At 62.4% G+C, this 19,805-nt stretch carries 23 protein-coding genes; 12 read left to right on the top strand and 11 right to left on the bottom strand.

Translation table 11 applies throughout. From position 1 onward, the window contains the following. Positions 1–18 precede the first annotated feature (18 nt). Entirely contained in the window at positions 19–1,371 is a 1,353-nt protein-coding gene (gene bioA / locus AC07TV_RS08215) for an adenosylmethionine--8-amino-7-oxononanoate transaminase (RefSeq protein WP_494647906.1), read from the bottom strand. Beyond that, positions 1,371–2,543, bottom strand: a complete 1,173-nt coding sequence (locus AC07TV_RS08220) for a DUF2863 family protein (protein WP_494647907.1) — start codon at positions 2,541–2,543, stop codon at positions 1,371–1,373. Before AC07TV_RS08220 ends, bioA begins: the two co-directional genes overlap by 1 nt. A 176-nt stretch (positions 2,544–2,719) precedes the next feature. On the opposite strand from AC07TV_RS08220, the gene AC07TV_RS08225 reads away from it, so the two are divergent. From AC07TV_RS08225 to AC07TV_RS08250, 6 genes are all read left to right on the top strand, one after another. Further along, the gene (locus AC07TV_RS08225; protein WP_494647908.1) at positions 2,720–3,265 is read left to right on the top strand and encodes a YbhB/YbcL family Raf kinase inhibitor-like protein; all 546 of its coding nucleotides are present in this window, start codon (positions 2,720–2,722) and stop codon (positions 3,263–3,265) included. A gap of 47 nt (positions 3,266–3,312) precedes the next feature. Then, positions 3,313–4,125: a helix-turn-helix transcriptional regulator gene (locus AC07TV_RS08230; RefSeq protein ID WP_494647909.1), complete on the top strand. Its 813-nt coding sequence runs from the start codon at positions 3,313–3,315 to the stop codon at positions 4,123–4,125. A 34-nt stretch (positions 4,126–4,159) separates the two neighbouring features. Continuing rightward, on the top strand, positions 4,160–4,930 hold the full coding sequence (yaaA, locus tag AC07TV_RS08235) for a peroxide stress protein YaaA (protein ID WP_494647910.1): 771 nt from the start codon (positions 4,160–4,162) through the stop codon (positions 4,928–4,930). A 1-nt stretch (position 4,931) separates the two neighbouring features. Then, positions 4,932–6,320, top strand: coding sequence for an ethanolamine ammonia-lyase subunit EutB (locus AC07TV_RS08240; protein WP_494647911.1), 1,389 nt, complete (start codon positions 4,932–4,934; stop codon positions 6,318–6,320). Then, positions 6,317–7,081, top strand: a complete 765-nt coding sequence (eutC, locus tag AC07TV_RS08245; RefSeq protein WP_494647912.1) for an ethanolamine ammonia-lyase subunit EutC — start codon at positions 6,317–6,319, stop codon at positions 7,079–7,081. Before AC07TV_RS08240 ends, eutC begins: the two co-directional genes overlap by 4 nt. Positions 7,082–7,178: 97 nt before the next feature. After that, a complete protein-coding gene (locus AC07TV_RS08250) occupies positions 7,179–8,135 on the top strand; it encodes an esterase/lipase family protein (RefSeq protein ID WP_494647913.1) in 957 nt (318 codons plus the stop codon). Positions 8,136–8,225: 90 nt separating this feature from the next. Here the strand turns inward: AC07TV_RS08250 and AC07TV_RS08255 are convergent, their stop codons facing one another. Continuing rightward, complete coding sequence (locus AC07TV_RS08255; RefSeq protein WP_494647914.1) at positions 8,226–8,645, bottom strand: putative toxin-antitoxin system toxin component, PIN family; 420 nt, start codon at positions 8,643–8,645, stop codon at positions 8,226–8,228. A gap of 174 nt (positions 8,646–8,819) precedes the next feature. Between AC07TV_RS08255 and pgm the strand changes: the two genes are divergently transcribed. Then, entirely contained in the window at positions 8,820–10,457 is a 1,638-nt protein-coding gene (pgm, locus tag AC07TV_RS08260; protein ID WP_494647915.1) for a phosphoglucomutase (alpha-D-glucose-1,6-bisphosphate-dependent), read from the top strand. A gap of 133 nt (positions 10,458–10,590) precedes the next feature. Here pgm and AC07TV_RS08265 read toward each other — a convergent pair whose 3' ends face one another. Together AC07TV_RS08265 and AC07TV_RS08270 are read right to left on the bottom strand one after the other, a co-directional pair. Beyond that, a complete protein-coding gene (locus AC07TV_RS08265; RefSeq protein WP_494647916.1) occupies positions 10,591–10,794 on the bottom strand; it encodes a hypothetical protein in 204 nt (67 codons plus the stop codon). Between the two features lie 65 nt (positions 10,795–10,859). After that, positions 10,860–11,741 carry a hypothetical protein gene (locus tag AC07TV_RS08270; RefSeq protein ID WP_494647917.1) on the bottom strand — a complete coding sequence of 294 codons (882 nt, stop codon included), beginning with the start codon at positions 11,739–11,741 and terminating at the stop codon, positions 10,860–10,862. Between the two features lie 235 nt (positions 11,742–11,976). Here AC07TV_RS08270 and AC07TV_RS08275 point away from each other — a divergent pair, with 235 nt between their 5' ends. The 4 genes from AC07TV_RS08275 to AC07TV_RS08290 all read left to right on the top strand — a co-directional run bounded on the left by AC07TV_RS08275 (position 11,977) and on the right by AC07TV_RS08290 (position 14,537). Beyond that, positions 11,977–12,936: a tRNA dihydrouridine synthase gene (locus AC07TV_RS08275; RefSeq protein ID WP_494647918.1), complete on the top strand. Its 960-nt coding sequence runs from the start codon at positions 11,977–11,979 to the stop codon at positions 12,934–12,936. Beyond that, on the top strand, positions 12,933–13,613 hold the full coding sequence (trmB, locus tag AC07TV_RS08280; RefSeq protein WP_494647919.1) for a tRNA (guanine(46)-N(7))-methyltransferase TrmB: 681 nt from the start codon (positions 12,933–12,935) through the stop codon (positions 13,611–13,613). Before AC07TV_RS08275 ends, trmB begins: the two co-directional genes overlap by 4 nt. Further along, positions 13,610–13,924, top strand: coding sequence for a YkgJ family cysteine cluster protein (locus AC07TV_RS08285; protein ID WP_494647920.1), 315 nt, complete (start codon positions 13,610–13,612; stop codon positions 13,922–13,924). The genes trmB and AC07TV_RS08285 overlap by 4 nt, the downstream gene beginning before the upstream one ends. 181 nt (positions 13,925–14,105) lie before the next feature. Then, positions 14,106–14,537 (top strand): hypothetical protein, encoded by a 432-nt coding sequence (locus tag AC07TV_RS08290; RefSeq protein WP_494647921.1) that lies wholly within the window; start codon positions 14,106–14,108, stop codon positions 14,535–14,537. 50 nt (positions 14,538–14,587) lie between these two features. On the opposite strand, the gene AC07TV_RS08295 is transcribed toward AC07TV_RS08290, so the two are convergent. The 4 genes from AC07TV_RS08295 to AC07TV_RS08310 are packed head-to-tail and all read right to left on the bottom strand — an operon-like array spanning position 14,588 to position 16,674. Beyond that, on the bottom strand, positions 14,588–15,172 hold the full coding sequence (locus tag AC07TV_RS08295; RefSeq protein WP_494647922.1) for a class I SAM-dependent methyltransferase: 585 nt from the start codon (positions 15,170–15,172) through the stop codon (positions 14,588–14,590). A 2-nt stretch (positions 15,173–15,174) separates the two neighbouring features. Further along, positions 15,175–15,516: a DsrE/DsrF/TusD sulfur relay family protein gene (locus tag AC07TV_RS08300; RefSeq protein ID WP_494647923.1), complete on the bottom strand. Its 342-nt coding sequence runs from the start codon at positions 15,514–15,516 to the stop codon at positions 15,175–15,177. A 29-nt stretch (positions 15,517–15,545) separates the two neighbouring features. Then, positions 15,546–15,986, bottom strand: coding sequence for a hypothetical protein (locus tag AC07TV_RS08305; RefSeq protein ID WP_494647924.1), 441 nt, complete (start codon positions 15,984–15,986; stop codon positions 15,546–15,548). A 28-nt stretch (positions 15,987–16,014) separates the two neighbouring features. After that, positions 16,015–16,674: a metalloregulator ArsR/SmtB family transcription factor gene (locus tag AC07TV_RS08310; RefSeq protein WP_494647925.1), complete on the bottom strand. Its 660-nt coding sequence runs from the start codon at positions 16,672–16,674 to the stop codon at positions 16,015–16,017. Positions 16,675–16,780: 106 nt separating this feature from the next. Here AC07TV_RS08310 and AC07TV_RS08315 point away from each other — a divergent pair, with 106 nt between their 5' ends. Beyond that, a complete protein-coding gene (locus AC07TV_RS08315) occupies positions 16,781–17,632 on the top strand; it encodes a hypothetical protein (protein WP_494647926.1) in 852 nt (283 codons plus the stop codon). An 89-nt stretch (positions 17,633–17,721) separates the two neighbouring features. Here AC07TV_RS08315 and AC07TV_RS08320 read toward each other — a convergent pair whose 3' ends face one another. Together AC07TV_RS08320 and AC07TV_RS08325 are read right to left on the bottom strand one after the other, a co-directional pair. Further along, on the bottom strand, positions 17,722–18,894 hold the full coding sequence (locus AC07TV_RS08320) for a vWA domain-containing protein (RefSeq protein ID WP_494647927.1): 1,173 nt from the start codon (positions 18,892–18,894) through the stop codon (positions 17,722–17,724). Continuing rightward, the gene (locus tag AC07TV_RS08325) at positions 18,895–19,740 is read right to left on the bottom strand and encodes an AAA family ATPase (RefSeq protein ID WP_494647928.1); all 846 of its coding nucleotides are present in this window, start codon (positions 19,738–19,740) and stop codon (positions 18,895–18,897) included. It abuts the gene before it with no gap. Positions 19,741–19,805 lie beyond the last annotated feature (65 nt).

Consider the following 19,805-nt stretch of genomic DNA (forward strand, 5'->3'; position numbering starts at 1 on the left):
GCTTCTTCCTGGCGATTTTTACGCGGATTTTTCCTGTATTTCGGCGAGAGATTCGCTGATTGCCTTACTCAGGTGCTCGATTTCTTCGTCGCTGACGATATACGGCGGCATCAGGTAGACGGTATTGCCGATCGGCCGGATCAGCGCTTCGCGTTCCAGGGCGGCACGGTAGAACTTGCGCGAGAAGTGCGGGTCGGCTGTTTCGACATCGAAGGCGGCAATCATGCCGCGCTGGCGCAGGTGTTTTACCTGCGGATGCTCGGCCAGCGGAGCGAGGGCGGATTCGATTTTTTGCGCTTTTTTCCGGTTGACCGTGAGAACGTCGTCGGACTGGAAAATGTCGAGTGTGGCCAGCGCGGCGCGGCAGGCCAGCGGGTTGCCGGTGTAGGAATGCGAGTGCAGGAAGGCGCGAGCCACCGAGTCGTCGAGGAAGGCGTTGTAAATGGTGTCGCTGGAGAGGACGATGGAGAGCGGCAGGTAGCCGCCGGAAATGCCCTTCGACAGGCACATGAGGTCGGGCCGGATTTCAGCCTGTTCGTGGGCGAAGAAAGTGCCGGTGCGCCCGCAGCCGACAGCGATTTCGTCGCAGATCAGGTGCACTTCGTGGCGGTCGCACAGTTGGCGGGCGAGGCGCAGGTATTCGGGGTCGTACATCGCCATGCCGGCGGCGCCTTGCACCAGGGGTTCGACGATCAGGGCAGCGATGCTTTCGCCGTGACGTTCCAGGTGACTTTCCAGCGCGGCAGCGGCGCGGCGGGCCACATCGGCCGGCGATTCACCAGCTTCAGCCTGGCGGAAGTCCGGCGAGGGGATCACCGTCGCGGCGCGGACGAGCGGCGCGTAGGCATCCTTGAAAATGGCGACATCGGTGACGGCCAGGGCGCCGACCGTTTCGCCGTGGTAACTGCCCTGAAGACAGAGGAATTCAGCCTTCTCCGGCCGGCCGATGTTGCGCCAGTAGTGAAAGCTCATTTTCAGCGCGATCTCGGTGGCCGAGGCGCCGTCCGAGGCGTAGAAGGCGTGGCCGAGGACGCCGCCGGTCAGGGCGCTCAAACGCTCGGAAAGCTCGACCACCGGCTGGTGCGTGAAGCCGGCCAGCATGACGTGTTCGAGCGTTTCGAGCTGGTCGCGCAGCGCCGCGTTGATGCGCGGGTTGGCGTGGCCGAAGAGGTTGGTCCACCACGAGCTGATGCCGTCGAGGTAACGCTTGCCGTCGAAGTCGTAAAGCCAGGCGCCCTCGCCGCGGGCGATGGGCACCAGCGGCAGGTGGCCGGGCGTGCCGGTCTGCGCGTGGTGCTGCATCTGAGTGCATGGGTGCCAGACGGCCGACTGGCTACGCGCCAGCCAGTCGGCGTTCGACGGTTTTTCCATCAATGCAGGACTTGCGACGTCGCCGCCGGCTGTTCCGGCATTTCGGCGTGCACCAGTTCGGCTTCGCGGTTGGGGAAGAGTGGGGCGCCGCAGTCGTCGCAGAATTCCATCGGGAAGTGATGGTCGAGGAAGAGCACGTCCTTGACGCCGGCTTCGCGCAGCACGGCCTCGATTTCGCCAGCCGCGTCGGTCGCTTCGTCTTCGGCGCCGAGCAGCGGCCAGACGATGCCGTGATAGACCTCATCACCGGTCGTCGGGCCGAGCCCGACGCGGTATTCCTCCATCCGGCGGTCGTAGCACGGGCCGACGACAGCGCGGATGTCGGCCGGCATGAGGGCGAGCATGCTTTGCAGGAAAGCGACCGAGGCCTTGAGCGAATACGGCCGCGACAGGCGATCGGCGTTGCGGCAGGAGGCGTGGTAGGCATCGGGCAGCAGCGGTTGCCAGGCGCAGCCGGTGAGCAGCGGCTCGATATTCGGGCTGCCCTGCTTGATCCATTCCTTGAGTGCCGTTTCCTTGTTGCCGTCCTTTTCGTTCCAGCGGAACAGCGGCTTGCCGCGCGGCACGACGACGGTGCCGACGATGTAGCGGACGTCGGACAGGAAACGGTTGGTTTCGGCCATGCCGGCGGTGTCCACAGCCAGATGTTTGCCGCCCAGCGCGGCTTCACCGAGCAGTTTGGTCAGTTGCCAGGTGTCGCAGAAGCTGCGCGGCAGTTGGTCCGGGCTGAACAGGAAATCGGCCAGCGCGACGCGCGCATCACCGCCAAAGACATGGGCACCGAGATGCACGTGCAGGGCCTGCAGTGTGCTCTTGGGGAGCGGACTGGCGGGGATGGAAAAGCGTGACCAGGCAAGGATGGGCGCGGCGAAGAGCTGGATGTCGTATTCCTGGCCTTGGGCTTCGACGCGGTTGGTTTCGGCACGTGATTCGACCATGTCGGCCAGTTCGTCATGGGCGCGTGGGTTGGCCTCGAACAGGCGGTCGAGCGCGGTGTTGATGTCGTCCTCGGCACCGTTTTTCAAGAGGCTGTCGACGACGTCGGCGAGTTGCGCTTCCCAGTAGGCGTCTTCCAGCTTGCCACCGGATTCGGAAAGGCCGGTGGCCAGACGTTGCAGTTCGGCCGCATCGCGGGAAAGACGGTCGCGAGAGCCAAAGCGGGTGCGTTTCATCGGGTGTCCAGAAAATTCAAAGATGAAATTTTAACAGGGGGCGGGGGTAGCGTCGCAGGATCGATGGTCGAGATCGCATCGTGAGCGAATCGGGACAATCCTTGCGCGCCACGAAGCGGCGTCGAAAGGGCCGGGCGGGCAGACTGATGGCTCCCGTCATCACAAGGAGCCTTTCCATGAAAAACTTTTTCCGCCTCACGTTGCTTACCGCCCTGTTGGCCTGCGGCTTGGCCCGTGCCGATGATTTTCGCCTGGTCGTCGAGGCCGGGCCGGATGGTCGTCTGGCGCCGGCGCATTACGCCAATGTCTTCGGCTGCAACGGTGGCAACGTCTCGCCGGCCTTGCATTGGTCGGGGGCGCCGGCCGGGACGCGCAGTTTTGTCGTGACCATGTACGACCCGGATGCACCAACCGGTTCCGGCTGGTGGCATTGGGTGGTCGCCAACCTGCCGGCCGCCAGCGATCATCTGGATGCGGCGGCCGGTAATCCCGGCAGCGCCTTGCCTGCTGGTGCCAGCGCCATTGCCGGCGACAACGGCGCGGCGGCTTATCTCGGCAGTTGCCCGCCGGTCGGCCAGACGCACCGCTACGTATTCACCGTGCATGCGCTCAAGGTCGACAAGCTGGACCTGCCGGCCAATGCCACCCCGGCGCTGGTTGGCTTCATGGCTTGGGCCAACGGCCTCGGCAAGGCGAGCGTGACCCTGACCGGTTCGCGTTAACATGGGCGAAAAGGCCGGCATGCCGCCGGCCTTCCCGGAGAAAAAGCATGCAGCCAACCATCGTCCAGCGCGCCGGTATTGCCGTGTCGGGCAGTATCGTCCAGCGCCAGCCCTTGCAGTTCCGGCGGCTGTGGATCGACCTGCCGACGCTGGTGCTGGTCGAATCCGGCTACAAGATTCTGCACGGCGAGGCCGGCACCTTCCGCGTCGAGGCCGGTCAGGCGGTGGCGTTGGCCGGTGGCCAGGCCTTCGACGTGACCAATTATCTCGGCGAGGCGCCGAGCTATCGGGCCCGCTGGCTGGCTTGGGAGCGCGGCCTGCTTGAGCAGTGGCGGGCGCCAGCGGCCGGTGAGCGGCCGCAGTCGGTGGTGAAGCTGGGCAAGGTGGTGCCGGCCTTTGCCGATGCTTTCACGGCATTGACGCAATCGTTCGACGATGCGGCCTTGCCGGATGCGGTGGTCGCTCATCGGGCGCTGGAAATGCTGGTCTGGCTGGAGGGCGCCGGTCGCCTGCTGCTCGACGACGCGAGCCTGGCGCCGCGGGTGCGTCGACTGCTTGCTGGCGATCCGGCGCATGACTGGCATTCGCCCGAAGTGGCCGGCCATTTCGCCATGAGCGAGGCCAGCCTGCGCCGTCATCTGGCCGCCGAGGAGTGCTCGCTGTCCGAAATCCTGCTCGACGTGCGCATGTCGACGGCGCTCACCATGCTGCAATCGACCGCGCAACCGGTGACGCGGATTGCCGGCGAGGTCGGCTACCAGTCGCCGTCGCAGTTCGCCGTGCGCTTTCGTCGCCGTTTCGGCTGTTCGCCCAGCGACATTCGCCGCGACAGTCCGCGTGGCCGGGTCGCCCTCGCGTAAAATCGGGGGCATTGCCAACCTGCGCCAACCGACCATGCTGATCTTCCTGTCCCCCGCCAAATCGCTTGATTACAAGACCCCGCCACACGTCGCCACGCACACGCAGCCGGCCTATCTGAAGCATTCGGAAGCCTTGATCAAAAAGCTGCGCAAATTGTCGCCGGCCGATATCGCCAATTTGATGGACCTCTCCGACCCGCTGGCGCTGCTCAATTTCAATCGTTACGCCGACTGGTCGCTGCCTTTCACGCCGGAAAATGCCAAGCAGGCCGTGCTGGCTTTTGATGGCGATGTTTATGATGGCCTCGCCGCAAAAACGCTGGGCGCCGACGATCTCGATTTCGCCCAGCAACGTGTACGCATCCTGTCCGGCCTCTATGGCATCCTCAAGCCGCTCGACCTCATGCAGCCCTACCGCCTCGAAATGGGCACCAAGTTTGCCAACAAGGCCGGCAAGGATCTTTACGCCTACTGGGGCGAGCGCCTGCTCGATGCGATCAATGCCGAATTGGCGGAAATGCCACGGCCGGTCGCGGTCAACCTGGCTTCCGAGGAATATTTCAAGGCCGCCGTCGGCCGCAAAATCAACGGAACGGTGATTCAGCCGGTGTTTGAGGACTGGAAGAACGGCAAGTACAAGATCATCAGCTTCTACGCCAAGCGGGCGCGCGGCTTGATGACGCGCTATGCCGTGGTCAATCGGCTGAGCGAGCCGGAAGGGCTCAAGGATTTTGACAGCGATGGCTACGCCTTCGCCCCCGAAGCATCCGACGAGAAGAGCTGGGTGTTCCGCCGGCGCCAATGACATGAGCTATCGGGCCAGCGTCGGTTCGCAAGGCTATCGCTTCGCCGATCTGCGCGAAGTGCTGGCCAAGGCCAGCCCGGCCCGTTCCGGCGATGCGCTGGCCGGCATTGCCGCGCAGAGCGCCGCCGAGCGGATGGCGGCCCGGCTGGTGCTGGCTGATCTGCCCTTGCGCTGCTTCCTTGACATAGCGCTGATCCCCTACGAAATCGACGAAGTCACCCGGCTGATCGTCGATAGCCACGACGCCGCCGCCTTCGCGCCGGTCGCTTCGCTGACGGTTGGCGAATTCCGCGAATGGCTGCTCGACGCGACGACGGGCGAGGCCGAACTGGCGGCGCTGGCGCCCGGCATCACGCCGGAAATGGCTGCTGCCGTCAGCAAGCTGATGCGCAATCAGGATCTCATCGCGGTGGCCCGCAAGTGCCGGGTGGTCACCGCTTTCCGCGACACCATCGGCCTGCCCGGCCGGCTGGCCGTCCGCCTGCAGCCGAATCATCCGACCGACGACGCCAGTGGCATTGCAGCTTCGATGCTCGACGGCCTGATGTACGGCGTCGGCGACGCGGTGATCGGCATCAACCCGGCGTCGGACAGCCTGCCGGCGCTCGCCAGCTTGTGGCGGATGCTCGACGAACTGATCGGCCGTTTCGACATTCCGACGCAATCCTGCGTGCTGACCCATGTTAGCAGCCAGATCCGCGCCATCGAGGCGGGATTGCCGGTCGATCTCGTCTTCCAGTCCATCGCCGGCGCCGAGGCGGCCAATGCCGGCTTCGGCATCACCCTGGCCTTGCTCCACGAGGCGCGCGAGGCGGCCTTGTCGCTCAAGCGCGGCACGGTCGGCGACAACGTCATGTATTTCGAAACCGGGCAGGGCAGCGCCCTGTCGGCCAACGCCCACCACGGCGTCGACCAGCAGACCTGCGAGGCGCGCGCCTATGCCGTGGCCCGCCATTTCAAGCCGTTGCTGGTCAATACCGTGGTCGGTTTCATCGGCCCGGAATATCTCTACGACGGCAAACAGATCATCCGCGCCGGGCTGGAAGACCATTTCTGCGGCAAGCTGCTCGGCCTGCCGATGGGCTGCGACATCTGTTACACCAACCATGCCGAGGCCGATCAGGACGATATCGACAACCTGCTCGTGCTGCTCGGCACGGCCGGCGTCAATTTCATCATGGGTGTGCCGGGGGCCGACGACATCATGCTCAACTACCAGAGCACCTCCTTCCACGATCAGCTATTCGTCCGTCAGGCGCTCGGTTTGCAGCGGGCGCCGGAATTCGAAGCCTGGCTGGCGAGCATGGGTTTGACCGACGGTGCCGGGCGCCTGCTGCCGGCCAGCCCCGATCATCGGCTGCTGGCCGACCTGCGGCAGCGCCTGCCATGAGCCGCCCGGACCCCTGGCAATCGCTGGCGACACTGACCGCCGCCCGCATCGCGCTGGGTCGCGCTGGAAACAGCCTGCCGACGGCCGCCGTCCTCAGTTTCGATGTCGCCCACGCGCTGGCCCGCGATGCCGTGCATCAGGCGCTGGATGTCGACGGGCTGGTCGCCCGCTGGCGCGAGATGGGCGGGGCTGAACCGCTCGTCGTCCATAGCCGGGCGATGGACCGCCATACCTATCTGCAGCGCCCGGACCTTGGCCGCTGTCTCGATGAGGCTAGCGCCGCGATGCTTCTCGCCCGGCATCTTCCCGACGCGCCCGATGTGGCCATCGTGATCGCCGACGGTCTGTCGGCGACCGCCGTGCATGAGAACGCCTTGCCGCTGCTGGATGCCCTGTTGCCCCTGCTCGATGGCTTGCGCATCGCCCCGCCGGTCATCGCCCGTCAGGGCCGGGTGGCGCTCGGCGACGAAGTTGGCGCCGTGCTCGGGGCGCGGCTGGTGCTCGTCATCCTCGGCGAGCGACCGGGCCTTTCGTCGCCCGACAGCCTTGGCGCCTACCTGACCTTCGCACCAAAAATCGGCCGGCTCGATGCCGAGCGCAATTGCCTTTCCAACATCCGCCCGGCCGGGCTGACGCCGGCCGCCGCTTCGGTCAAGCTGGCCTGGCTGATTCGTGCCGCCCTGGCCCGGCAATTGACCGGCATCGGTTTGAAGGACGACAGCGAAATACAGACGCTGCCGGGGAATCCGGAAGGTGTTTGAAGGGCAAACCAAAGTTCGCCAGTCATTTGGATTTTGGCTATTTTTTCCGGTTGACCGTAGGATTCAGCGCTCCCGCCAAATCTGTCAGGTGTCCAACATGGTTCGCATCGCTTTCTTCATGCTCGCCGTCAGCCTTCTTGGTGGCTGCGCGACGCGCCAGGCGACGCATGCGCTCGATCTCGAACCCGGCCACCAACCGCCGCCCAGCGTCACCATCAACATTCCCGGCCTCGGCCCGTGCACCGACAATCCGGATCGGCGCTTGCGCTTTGATGCGAGCCAGCCGATCAACGTGCTGGTCCATGGCTGTTTCGGCTCATCGGGCCAGTTTCGCGGCCTGGCTCAGGTGCTGGCCTTCCACGGTCAGCAATCGGCCTGCTTTACCTATGATGACCGCGCCAAACTGGCGCAGAGTGCGGCTGCATTGAGGTCCGCAATCGAGCAACTGGCCGAGCAATCGCATGTGCCGCAGGTGACGGTGATCGGTCACAGTCAGGGCGCACTGATCGCCCGCGGCGCACTGACCGAATCGACCCGTACGCCGCACGTCGATTTGCGCCTGGTCACCGTCTCGGGGCCATTCTCGGGAATAGAGGCGGCCCGCACCTGCGGCAAATCCTGGTTGTACCCGCTGACGCTCGGGCTGCTGCCCTTGAGTTGCTACGTGGCGACCGGCCCGAAGTGGGCAGACATCACGTACTCCTCGCGGTATATTCGCGAGCCGGGCGCATTGACCGATCAAGTCGCCCGCTATCTGAAAATCGATACCGACGAGCGCGATGCCTGTCGCCGTGAGGAGAACGGGCGTTGCATCGAGGACGACGATATTTTCTCGCTGGCCGAACAGCGCAATGCCATGGTTGAAGACGATCACCGGCTGACGCGCGTCGAAGTGCAGGCCGGGCATGTCGAGATCGTTGGCGACAAGCACGTTGCGCCAATGAAATTGATCGCCGTCTTGCAGGAGCACGGGGTCGTTCGCCCGACCGAGCCGGCGCGTACCTCTGCGTTCCACCTGCTGCTCTCGCAGATATACGAGACTGACGGCAAGTAACGCCAACTCGATCCGCCCCGCATTTCATTTTTCGATTTTGGCCGTTTTTTCCGGTTTACCGTGGGATTCAAGTCGGGCGCCAGGTTTGCCTCAAGTCGCCAGTAACAGCGATGCCGCCGCCGGTTTGACGATCTGGAAGCCAAGGGTGGTTCTCCCGCGCAAGCAGAGCAGCGCCTTGTCCTTGCTGACCAGCAGGTTGGCACCGCAGCGGGCGGCCAGCTCAAGGAATTTCTGGTCGTCCCTGTCCTTGCAGCGCGGCAGCTTCGGCGCTTCACCTTCGGGGAAAACCTCGACCAGCCGGGTGTAGCGGGCGTAGCGCTCGATGATCATGTCCGGGGTCAGTTTGAGTTGCGGGTAGGTCAGTACGCGTTGCAACTCATCGAGCGTGCGGGCGTCGACGACGCATTGAATCCGCCCGGCCTCCAGCGCCGCCATGATCGGCACGGCATCGGTATTGCCCCAGTGGAAGAGGTCGAGGACGACATTGGTATCGAGAACTAAGCGCAGCATGGGGCGGGATTATATGCGCCAGGGCACAGTTCCGGCCGGCGGTCAGGTGCAGAATCCAGTCGCCGGTCGTCTCGTTGCTGAGTGCGAAATACTTGCCGGTCATAAACCTTTGTTACCATGTCGTCCCCGCTGCCGGCAGATGCTCGGCAAGCACCTCCACCATAGGACATCACCATGGCGCATCCCCTTGCCGGCCAGCCGGCCCCGAAATCCAGCCTGACCGACATTCCCGCCCTGCTGGCGGCCTACCGGAATCTGCCGGACGCCAGCGATCCGGCCCAGCGCGTTGCCTTCGGCACCAGCGGCCATCGCGGCACGGCGTTCAATGGCAGTTTCAACGAGGCGCACATTCTCGCCATCGCCCAGGCCGTCGCCGAATACCGCGCCCAGGCCGGCATCCGCGGCCCGCTCTTCCTCGGCAAGGACACCCATGCACTGTCCGGCCCGGCGCAGCAGACGGCCCTCGAAGTTCTCGCCGCCAACGACGTTCTGATCCATTTTCAGGCTGACGACGGCTACACCCCGACGCCGGTCATCTCGCGCGCCATCCTCGTCCATAACGCCGGCAATCCGGCGGACCGCGCCGACGGCATCGTCATCACGCCCTCGCACAATCCGCCGCAGGATGGGGGCATCAAGTACAACCCGCCGCACGGCGGCCCGGCCGACACCGACGTCACGGGCTGGATCGAGCAGCGCGCCAACGCCCTGCTGGCCGACGGCAATCGCGGCGTCAAGCGGCTTCCCTACGCGCAGGCCCTGGCCGCACCGACGACCCGGGCGGTCGACCTGATGACGCCCTACATCGCCGAACTCGGCGAGGTCATCGACATGGAGGCGATTCGCAACGCCAAGTTGCGCATCGGCGTCGATCCACTGGGCGGCGCGGCCGTCGCCTACTGGCAGCCGATTGCCGATCTGTACGGCCTCGACATCGAGGTGGTGAATCCGGCGGTCGATCCGGCCTTCGGCTTCATGACCCTCGATCACGACGGCAAGATCCGCATGGATTGTTCCAGCCCCTACGCCATGGCCAGCCTGGTCGCCCTCAAGGACCGCTTCGACATTGCCTGGGGCAACGACGCCGACGTCGACCGCCACGGCATCGTCACGCCCTCGCTGGGCCTGGTTAATCCCAACCATTACCTCGCCGTCGCCATCCAGTACCTGCTGGCCCATCGTCCGCAATGGTCGGCGGCAGCGGCGGTCGGTAAGACCCTGGTGTCGAGCGGCCTGATTGACCGCGTCGTCGGCGGCCTGGGGCGCACGCTCTACGAAGTGCCGGTCGGCTTCAAATGGTTCTCGGCTGGCCTGCTCGACGGCAGCATCTGCTTCGGCGGCGAAGAGAGCGCCGGGGCCAGCTTCCTCAAGCGCGACGGCACGGTGTGGACGACCGACAAGGACGGCATCCTCCTCGGCCTGCTCGCTGCCGAAATCACCGCCGTCACGGGAAAAGATCCGGGTCGCCATTACCAGGAGCTCGCCGCCCGTTACGGCACGCCGTACTACACCCGCATCGACGCCCCGGCCAGCCGCGAACAGAAAGCCGCCTTCAAGCAACTGACCGGCGACAAGGTCAGCGCCGCCAGCCTGGCCGGCGAAGCCATCACCGCCCGCCTGACCACGGCCCCCGGCAACGGCGCCGCCATCGGCGGCCTCAAGGTAAGCACCGCCAACGGCTGGTTCGCCGCCCGCCCATCGGGCACCGAAGACATCTACAAGCTCTACGCCGAAAGCTTCAAGAGCGCCGAACACCTCGCCGAACTGGTCAGCGAGGCGCAGGCCATCGTTACGGCAGCGCTGGCGGGGTAAGGGGTCGGGCGGACTGCTTGGTGCCCCAAGCAGTCATCACCCCAAAAAACAACAAAGGCATCCGAAGATGCCCTGTACATGGTGATTAGCTTAGTGCTTACGGCAGTATTCGCGCCGTCGTGTTACCGACTAATTACTTCACTCCGATTCGTTGTGCCAGCTCTCTTAATTCCCCCAAGGCTTGGAGCTCGCTATCACTCTTAGGAGACTTGTCTTCGAGGCTTTTAATTCCACCCTTAATTGCCTTTTCTATCGCAGGCCTCACCGTGTTCTGGTCGACGCTCTGAAGAATTGCGCTGAGTACGACTTCGATTGCTTTCGCTTTACTGCTTTCCATATAACCTCCAAACGATACTGGTTAGTTGATCTAGGTTGCCGGATGGTGCAACTTCCCCGACTTACCTAAACTTTTCTGAAATTCATCAGTGTCGAAAGCGCCTTTGCCAACTCCGCCTCGTCTTTTAGTGCTTGAGACAGCCTTTCTGAGAGTTCGCCAAGAACTATGCGAATGCTGCCCGCCAATTCGAGGCATTGCTCGTCAGAAAGCGCGTGAACACCCTCACTTAGAGCACTGTGAAGCAATTGGATAGGACTGTGACCATTAATCAGCAAACTTTCTGGTAACACGTCCTTGGCCATTTCAAGAGCCTTGCTAAATTGGGTCTCTTCAATGGCCTTCTTGAGCGTAGAGATTTTTTCAGGTGCCGCAGAGAGTTTCTCGGAGACTTTTATAATCTCGCTCAATATTCTGTTCTTCTGGTTCTCGACTACACGTCGATAATAAATAAATGCACCCACACCAAGGCCTTGATTCTCGCTCCGGCGCCCCTTGAGGAAATCGTCCCTGTCGGGTCCGATAAGCTTGATGAGTCTGGGGGGGGTGGGGGGGCCAAAAGGTGGTAACTCTCCAAATTTATATAACTCACCAGTCGAGTGTCCATCCTTGTCTAGCCGTACTGCCAGAGCGAATGTCTTTTCGTTATCTTGGCAATTTGAGCAGCGATATGAGATGTAGAGATAATCGTATTTGTCACTCAAACGCTTTCCAGCACCAGACACGCAACGGAAAAAGCGAGACCCGTTGCAAGAGTCATTGGCGCAATGCAATTGAATCTCGGGAGTTTGCATCACATTTGCTGACCGCCCTATTTGTTGCACGTACTCGTACTTGGACAAATCCGAGATGTGAACGACCTGATTCGGCGGGCAGCTTTCAAGAAAATCCGAAATCAATTGATACTGAATTTCCTGTTGCACTTTTTCCGGGTTCTCTTTGGCACTCATGCTTTTCAGTCGATTGGAATATTGCTAGCAAGTATAACAAAACGACCGTGCTGTAAGAGTTTACAAAGGGCGAGCAGCTTTGCGGCAGCGTTCTCGAAGGGCCGCTTGTGGCCGATGTCTGCCAATTCAAATCGTTCCCAGCTTCCCTGATCTTCGCGTTTTCCTGGTCTCGCCAACTCGCCAGCGTCGGCGGCTTATAATTCGCCCCTTCCTTTTTCGACCCGGATTTCGCCGCATGTCCCGCATTCTTCTCGCCCCCATGGAAGGGCTCGCCGACGATTTGTTGCGCGGCGTGCTGACGGCCATTGGCGGCTACGACTGGGGCATCTGCGAATTTGTCCGGGTCTCGGCCAATGTGCTGCCGGCCAAGACCTACGAGCGGATTTGTCCGGAACTGCTGAACGGCAGCAAGACGGCGGCCGGGACGCCGATGCGCGTTCAGTTGCTCGGTTCCGATCCGTTTTTGATGGCCGCGAATGCGGCGCGGCTGGTGACGCTCAACCCGGCCGGTATCGATCTGAATTTTGGTTGCCCGGCACCGACGGTGAATCGCCATCGGGGCGGGGCTGCCTTGCTCGGCGAACCAGAGCTATTGAACGAGATCACCAGCGCCGTGCGTGCCGTGGTGCCGGCGCACATTCCGTTTACCGCCAAGATGCGCCTTGGTATCGACAATACCAGCCGGGCCGTCGACAACGCCCAGGCGCTGGTCGCTGCGGGCATCGACGAACTGATTGTGCATGGCCGGACCAAGGCTGATGGCTATCGCCCGCCGGCGCGCTGGGAATGGATTGACCGGGTGCGCGCCGCCATCGATATTCCGCTGATCGCCAACGGCGAGGTATGGACCGTCGAGGATTTTCGCAATTGCCAGGCGGCGACCGGTTGCGCTGACATCATGGTCGGCCGTGGCGCGGTGGCCGACCCGCTGCTGGCGCGGCGCGTGCGCGGCGAGGAAACCGGCGGCTGGGCGGAAATCCGGCCGGCCGTTGGTGACTACTGGCTGGGCGTGCGCAAGAAAGTGGTGGCGGTGCATGCCGGCGGCCGGCTCAAGCAATGGCTGGCGATGATGCGGCGCCATTACCCGGAGGCCGAAGCGCTTTATGACCGGCTGCGGCCGATCAAGGGGGCCGCCGATATCGATGCGGCGCTGGTCGCCGAGGGCCTGCTGACGCCGGAACGGCTGGCGGCATGATCGACGAACCCTTGTCTGGCAACTCGCGCTTCATTTCCAGCGCACAGGAAGGTCCGCACCGCGACCTCGAAGCGCTCGTCCGCCGGCACATGGCGCACCCGTTCCGGAAGCCGGTTGTCGATTACAACCGCGAGGCTTTCGCGCTGGCCATGGCGGCGCGCGAGGCGTGGAATCCGCTGGCGCCGCTGATTCTTGACGCCGGCTGTGGCGTTGGCTGGAGCACGCAGCGCATCGCCGAAACATTCCCCGATCATTTCGTTTTTGGCGTTGATCAGTCGGTCGACCGCATCAGCCGTGGCAAACCCTTGCCGATGCCGGCCAACGCGCTGCTGATCCGGGCCGATCTGGTCGACTTCTGGCGCCTGTTGGCCGATAACGGCGTTCGTCTCGCCCGCCATTACAACCTCTACCCGAACCCGTGGCCGAAGATCGGCCATCTGGCCCGGCGCTGGCAGGGGCACGCGGTGTTTCCGGTGTGGCGCGAACTGGGCGGTGAAGTCGAATGCCGCAGCAACTGGCGCATCTACATCGAGGAAATGGCCCAAGCGCTGAGCCTGCTCAGCGGCCAGCCGGTCGTCGCCGAGCCTTGGCAAACCGATGACCCGATGACGCCCTTCGAAAAGAAATACCTCGCCTCCGGCCACGAACTGTGGCGCTGCCGGGTCAGCCTGCCATGAGCGTCTGCCAGACCTGCGGCGCCTGCTGCGCCAGCCTGCGCGTCGATTTTCACCCGGCCGAGCTGGCCGGTGGTGCCTTTGCCTGGGAGCAGGGCGTGCCGGTGGAAATGACGGTGCCGGTAACGCCGGCCATCGTCCGCCTGTGCGGCACCGACGCCAGCCCGCCGCGTTGCGTGGCGCTGGCCGGTGAGGTTGGTGTGGCGGTGCAATGCACGATTTACGACGTTCGGCCCTCGCCCTGCCGGGAGTTCGATACTGAACACGCTGCCTGCAACCAGGCGCGCAAGCGCTGCGGGTTGATGCCTTTGTAGGTTGCGGAAGTCGGAGAAAAGGTCGGCTACTTTGTGCTCATCGCTGTCATTCGACACTTCCATTTTTATCGTCTGCTTCCTGGCTAACTGCTGACTACAGCCGCTCATCCTTACGCCAATTGCAACTATTTGTTGCAACGCCTGATTTATCTGTAATTGCGGCTATAACTGAAATGACGGGATGGGAAAACACCTCGTCATAGTGGTTGAACGTTTTCATGGCCTTGATGAATTAGCCGTTTGGGAGAGAAAAATGACCAAGAACACCTTGAAAATTACCCTGTCTGCTTTCGCACTGGGTTTGATGGCATCTACTGCTTCCTTTGCCGCTGATGCCCCGATTTACGGCAGCCAACTGATGACCAATCAGGAGCGTATTGAGCATCGCAACAAATTGCAGGCGGCCAAAACTGCTGAAGAGCGTGAGCAAGTCCGGTTGCAGCATCACGAACAAATGCAATTGCGTGCCAAGGAACGAGGCGTGAGCTTGCCGGATACGCCGCCTGCTCAAGGAGGCGGACAAGGTCGCGGCATGGGACCGGGCGGTGGCATGGGCGGCGGTATGGGTGGAATGGGGCCCGGCGGTGGTATGGGCCCGGGACGGAACCGCTAAGCGTTAAATATGGGCATCGGTGGCAACCGGTGCCCTTTCTATTTCATGTCTCAAGCCATCGGCCGCTGCGCCAGCAATCCGAAGTGATAAGGCGCACTTGCCCCCAGGTCCACATGAACCACGGAATCAAACCCAGCCTCGGATAGCCAGGAAGCACATTGTTCGGGCTTCGGCCGAATAGCCAGTGGCGGCCCGCGAGGCGTCTCAATGTCACTGCGCCAGTGAATCACCGAGAGAATGGCACTTGGTCGAAGCGTTCGATAAGCTTCACGCAGGAGGGGCTGCGGGTCTTCGATGTGCAGAAGATTGAAGACCATCGCATGTCCCTGTGAGCAGTCGGGTACACCTGCGCCATGCTCAACAAAGTCACGCAGTTCGGTTCGTACATTGCGCAGGCCATCAGCCTTTGCTCGTTCAGCCACCAACTCAACCATCACAGGCTCGATGTCCAGTGCGGTGACCGTGCCGCGCGTGCGCTTTGCCGCTGGAAGGCTGAACGTGCCGTAGCCACAGCCGAATTCGACCAGGTTGTAGCATCCCCCTTGGCTAACCCGCAGTCGGTCGAGAATGCCTTCTGGCTGGAAGAACGAGTCCCAGTAGGCCTCGTCCGGCATGCCGCTTTCACGTCCCTTCATACTCAGAACACCAGCACCTTGTCAGCGGCAGCCGTCCATTCGGCGAGTTCCTTCAGGGTGCTGCGCCGGGCCCCTTCGACCACCTGGTCAACAGCCATGCCACGAGCGTCCATGCAGGTACCGCAAAGACCCACCTCGCCACCGACCATACGCACCATATCCCCGGCGTTGTAATAACCCTCGGGCACCTTCTGACCGCTCTTGGCGCAGGCGACCGCATCGCCCATCAGGAAAACGCGTACCGTCTCACCTTCCATCTTGCCGAGCTGGCGAGCCAGACGCAGGGCGTTGAAGCTGCGTTCCGTGCCGTATGGCGCATCGTTGAGGATGAACAGCGTATTCATGGTGGGCTCCCCGGGCGTGATTGAGAAAGCTATTTACCCCCGGCCTTGATGGTGGCCTTCAGGGTATCGAAATCCTTGCGTACCCCATCCTGGAAAAGCAGACCCGACTTGGCCTGCTTCGGCACGCTCTCCATGTCGAGCACGTCGGCAACAATCTGGTAGCTGGCGGCACCGTTGAAATCCTTGCCATCGGCGACGATGAGTTGGGTTCCGTAGAAGACAGCCGGCGCCGGCAGTCCGGGGGCCAGGCTGGAAGGCAGCAACTGGATGGGGACACGGTAGGTGTTGGCGACTTCAGCGGCGACCTGGAGGTTGCCGTTGCAGCGCTGGCCCGGTGGGTCCTTGGCGATGAAGGTCAGTACCTTCTGGCCATTGGCGGTCTGGGCGCCAGGAACCGCCATCGATACCTCGGCCGCCATGGCCGAGAAGGCCAGGGTGCCGCACAGGGCAAAAATAGTCAGATGCCTCACGAGTTGTCTCCTCTGTTTTGCTTTGAATTCAGTTCTCGATAGGCAGGCCGCCAGTACGCCATTCGCTGACACCATCGGTAATCTTGTGGGCGGTGTAGCCGCGTTGGCGCAGCAGCTTTACAGCTTCGTCGGACATCAGGCAGAACGGGCCACGGCAGTAGGCAACGATTTCCTTGCCGGCCGGCAGGTCAGCCAATCGCTTCTCCAATTCCGCCAGGGGCAGCGAACGGGCAAATGGCAGGTGGCCGGCGACGTATTCCGCCTCAGGACGAACGTCGATGACGACAATGTCGCCACTACGCGCTTTGGCCAGCAGGCTTTCACGGCTCTCAGAGGACAAGGCATCGGGTGAGGTAGCCATCTGGTCAAGTGCTACCCGCAGTTCGAGCAGGTGCTCCTCAGCCACTTCCCGGACATTGACCCACAACTGGGCGACATCCGGGCCACTCAAGCGGTAGTGGATGAATTTTCCCTCGCGGCGGGTTTCGACCAGACGCGCTTCGCGGAGAGCGCGTAAATGTGCGCTGGTCAGACGCATGTCGATACGAGCCTGTTCGGCCAGGGTCTCTACAGTCTTCTCGCCTTGCGCGAGCAATTCGATGAGTTCCAGACGCTTCGGGCTGGAAATCGCCTTGCCGATACGGGCAACGTGTTCGTAGAGGTAGGACTTGGTAATGGTCGGTTTCATAATTACAATCTAACGATTCTTGGATTGTTTGTAAACATTGATGGTCTGTTGGAAATCTTTCGCGGAATCAACCATGCACGGCGCAGCCTGAAATGGTCGCGTACCTATGAAATTGAGCATCCCGCTTCTGCTGTCGCTGGCACTGCATGCCGTCCTGCTCGCAGGATGGCAGCTTGGCGCATTGAAGATTGCGGAGAACCCTGAAACCATCGAAATCCGGATTGCTAGCCAAGTTCGGGAGGACATTCAGGAGTTACCTGCACCACCTCCGCCAAAGCCAGCGAAACCCAGAGCATCTGCGCCACGAACTGCAGCATCTCCACGTGAGGCAAACCCAAAACCGGCGCCGGAGGTGCCCGCCGCGCCATCGGCCAAGCCCCCGGCCTCACTGGAGGCGCCACCACCACCGAGTGCGGAAGAGTGGCAATTGGCCTCGACCTACAAGCTCAAAAACAGTAAGCGTTATCGCAACAATTGGGGGCAGCTGGTGCGCAGCATGATGGGCACGGCGGTCGAGGGGCCCGGTCAGGGGATGGTGCGTTTCCGTATCGAGATTGCCCCGGATGGCACGCTGGCGAACGTCAAGGAGCTGTGGTCCACTTCCGAAAATGCATCGAAACTGGCGTGGCAGGCCATCAAATCCTTGCCACCGCTACCACCGACGCCAACCGGGCAGCCCCTGATATTCGAGCGGACGATTTCATTCCAGCCCTATGAGACCGGCTGGCCACCGAGCTATACCTTAGACTGCCTGCCGGACCCGCCCGTGTTCAAGAATCCGTTTGCCTGGGATGGCAAATCGCCGCAGGAGCAAGTTAAGCATCAGGCACCGAAACGGGTTCCGGCCGATGCCGAGGCGTCCCAGGAGAAATGTGTGACGGACTCGACAGCCGAGACCATTGAGCAGGAAGAAGGCGAAATGAAGCGCCAGATGGAAATTTATCGTTGGGGACGATGACTGCTACCTGGCGGTTTGCAGTCATTTCCCGTAGGTAGGGGAACAGTCTGCGCCTGGCCGAAGGCGGAAACCCAGCCGCTATTCCGCGCTTACTTTGACAAGCTCCGCATCGCCCGCTCAAGGCCGTCGATGGTCAGCGGAAACATGCGTTTGCCGAGCAATTGCTCGATCATCTGGATCGATGGCGTGTAGGTCCAGTGCGCCTCCGGTAGCGGGTTGAGCCAGGCGGCGTGGGGCCAGGTGGCGAGCAGGCGTTCGAGCCAGACGGCGCCGGCTTCTTCGTTCCAGTGTTCGACACTGCCGCCGGGGCGGGCGATTTCGTAGGGGCTCATGCTGGCGTCGCCGACGAAGACCAGCTTGTAGTCGGGGCCGTAGGTGTGGATGACGTCCCAGGTCGATAGTTTTTCGCCATGGCGGCGGCGATTGTCCTTCCACACGCCTTCATAGACGCAGTTGTGGAAGTAGAAGTGTTCGAGATGCTTGAACTCGGCGCGGGCGGCGGAGAAGAGTTCTTCGCAGGCCTGGATGTGGTCGTCCATCGAGCCGCCGATGTCGAGAAAGAGCAGGACCTTGACGGCGTTGTGGCGTTCCGGCCGGAGGTGCAGGTCGAGCCAGCCGCCGTTGCGGGCGGTGCCGGCGATGGTGCCGTCGAGGTCGAGTTCGGTGGCGGCGCCCTTGCGGGCAAAGCGGCGTAGCCGACGCAGGGCGACCTTGATGTTGCGGATGCCGAGATCGACCGAGTCGTCGAGGTTGCGGAATTCGCGCTGGTCCCAGACCTTGATCGCCGTGCGGTTGCCGACCGATTCGCCGCCGATGCGGACGCCTTCCGGGTTATAGCCGCTGTGGCCGTAGGGCGAGGTGCCGGCGGTGCCGATCCACTTGCTGCCGCCGGCATGGCGTTCTTTCTGCTCGGCTAGTCGTTCTTTCAGTTGCTCGAATATCTTTTCGTAGCTCAGTTTCTGCAGCTTGAGGCGGTCGGCTTCCGACAGATGGCGGCGGGCCGCCATTTCGAGCCATTCCTCCGGCACTTCCGGCGCGAAGCCGGGCAGGGCTTCGATGCCGCGAAAGTACTCGCCGAAGGCGCGGTCGAAACGGTCGTAAAGTGCTTCGTCCTTGACCAGGATGGCGCGCGAGAGGAGGTAGAAATCGTCAAGGCTGCCGCTGACCAGCCGGGCTTCCAGTGCTTCGAGCAGGGCCAGCAGTTCGTTGGTGGAAACCGGCAGCTGGCGGGATTTCAGGTGCAGGAAAAAATCGACGAGCATTTACGGCTGCTTGCGGCGCGCCATGAAAGCCAGGCGTTCGAAGAGATGGACGTCCTGTTCGTTCTTGAGCAGGGCGCCGTGCAGCGGCGGGATGGCGTCCTTCGCCTCCTTGGCGCGCAGGGCTTCGGGCGGGATGTCTTCGGCCAGGAGCAGTTTTAGCCAGTCGATCAGTTCGCTGGTTGAGGGTTTTTTCTTGAGGCCGGGGACGTCGCGCAGGTCGAAGAAGACTTCCAGCGCTTCCTTGAGCAATTCATGCTTGAGCACCGGGAAATGGACGGCGACGATGCGCTGCATGGTCTCCTTGTCCGGAAACTTGATGTAGTGGAAAAAGCAGCGGCGCAGGAAGGCGTCGGGCAGTTCCTTCTCGTTGTTGGAGGTGATGATGATCAGCGGCCGGTGTTTGGCCTTGACCGTGCGGTGCAGCTCGTAGCAATGGAATTCCATGCGGTCGAGTTCGCGCAGCAGGTCATTGGGGAATTCGATGTCGGCCTTGTCGATCTCGTCGATCAGGACGACCGACGGCTCGTCGCATTCGAAGGCCTGCCACAGCACGCCATGCACGATGTAGTGGCTGATGTCTTCGACACGCGGGTCGCCCAGTTGCGAGTCGCGCAGGCGGGAAACGGCGTCGTATTCGTAGAGGCCCTGCTGCGCCTTGGTCGTCGATTTGATGTGCCACTGGAACAGCGGCATGTTCAGGGCGCGGGCCACTTCCTCGGCGAGCAGCGTCTTGCCGGTGCCCGGCTCGCCCTTGATGAGCAGCGGGCGTTGCAGGGCGATGGCGGCGTTGACCGCCAATGTCAGGTCGCGTGTGGCGACGTAGGTATCGGTGCCTTGGAATTTCATGTCGATTGGGGGGCTGACAGGTGTGATGAACGAATAAATTGTACGGGCAAACCGTTGCCGTACCG

This window comes from Azonexus sp. GW821-FHT04F04 (assembly GCF_059420025.1).

Coding starts and splice junctions, on each gene's coding strand:
- AC07TV_RS08230 (WP_494647909.1), top strand. CDS start 3,313: ATGCAGCCAACCATCGTCCAGCGCGCCGGTATTGCCGTGTCGGGCAGT.
- AC07TV_RS08285 (WP_494647920.1), top strand. CDS start 13,610: ATGAGCGTCTGCCAGACCTGCGGCGCCTGCTGCGCCAGCCTGCGCGTC.
- AC07TV_RS08290 (WP_494647921.1), top strand. CDS start 14,106: ATGGGAAAACACCTCGTCATAGTGGTTGAACGTTTTCATGGCCTTGAT.
- AC07TV_RS08240 (WP_494647911.1), top strand. CDS start 4,932: ATGAGCTATCGGGCCAGCGTCGGTTCGCAAGGCTATCGCTTCGCCGAT.
- AC07TV_RS08300 (WP_494647923.1), bottom strand. CDS start 15,516: ATGAATACGCTGTTCATCCTCAACGATGCGCCATACGGCACGGAACGC.
- AC07TV_RS08295 (WP_494647922.1), bottom strand. CDS start 15,172: ATGAAGGGACGTGAAAGCGGCATGCCGGACGAGGCCTACTGGGACTCG.
- AC07TV_RS08225 (WP_494647908.1), top strand. CDS start 2,720: ATGAAAAACTTTTTCCGCCTCACGTTGCTTACCGCCCTGTTGGCCTGC.
- yaaA (WP_494647910.1), top strand. CDS start 4,160: ATGCTGATCTTCCTGTCCCCCGCCAAATCGCTTGATTACAAGACCCCG.
- AC07TV_RS08310 (WP_494647925.1), bottom strand. CDS start 16,674: ATGAAACCGACCATTACCAAGTCCTACCTCTACGAACACGTTGCCCGT.
- AC07TV_RS08320 (WP_494647927.1), bottom strand. CDS start 18,894: ATGCTCGTCGATTTTTTCCTGCACCTGAAATCCCGCCAGCTGCCGGTT.
- AC07TV_RS08220 (WP_494647907.1), bottom strand. CDS start 2,543: ATGAAACGCACCCGCTTTGGCTCTCGCGACCGTCTTTCCCGCGATGCG.
- AC07TV_RS08265 (WP_494647916.1), bottom strand. CDS start 10,794: ATGGAAAGCAGTAAAGCGAAAGCAATCGAAGTCGTACTCAGCGCAATT.
- AC07TV_RS08315 (WP_494647926.1), top strand. CDS start 16,781: ATGAAATTGAGCATCCCGCTTCTGCTGTCGCTGGCACTGCATGCCGTC.
- bioA (WP_494647906.1), bottom strand. CDS start 1,371: ATGGAAAAACCGTCGAACGCCGACTGGCTGGCGCGTAGCCAGTCGGCC.
- trmB (WP_494647919.1), top strand. CDS start 12,933: ATGATCGACGAACCCTTGTCTGGCAACTCGCGCTTCATTTCCAGCGCA.
- AC07TV_RS08270 (WP_494647917.1), bottom strand. CDS start 11,741: ATGAGTGCCAAAGAGAACCCGGAAAAAGTGCAACAGGAAATTCAGTAT.
- AC07TV_RS08250 (WP_494647913.1), top strand. CDS start 7,179: ATGGTTCGCATCGCTTTCTTCATGCTCGCCGTCAGCCTTCTTGGTGGC.
- pgm (WP_494647915.1), top strand. CDS start 8,820: ATGGCGCATCCCCTTGCCGGCCAGCCGGCCCCGAAATCCAGCCTGACC.
- AC07TV_RS08255 (WP_494647914.1), bottom strand. CDS start 8,645: ATGCTGCGCTTAGTTCTCGATACCAATGTCGTCCTCGACCTCTTCCAC.
- AC07TV_RS08275 (WP_494647918.1), top strand. CDS start 11,977: ATGTCCCGCATTCTTCTCGCCCCCATGGAAGGGCTCGCCGACGATTTG.
- AC07TV_RS08325 (WP_494647928.1), bottom strand. CDS start 19,740: ATGAAATTCCAAGGCACCGATACCTACGTCGCCACACGCGACCTGACA.
- eutC (WP_494647912.1), top strand. CDS start 6,317: ATGAGCCGCCCGGACCCCTGGCAATCGCTGGCGACACTGACCGCCGCC.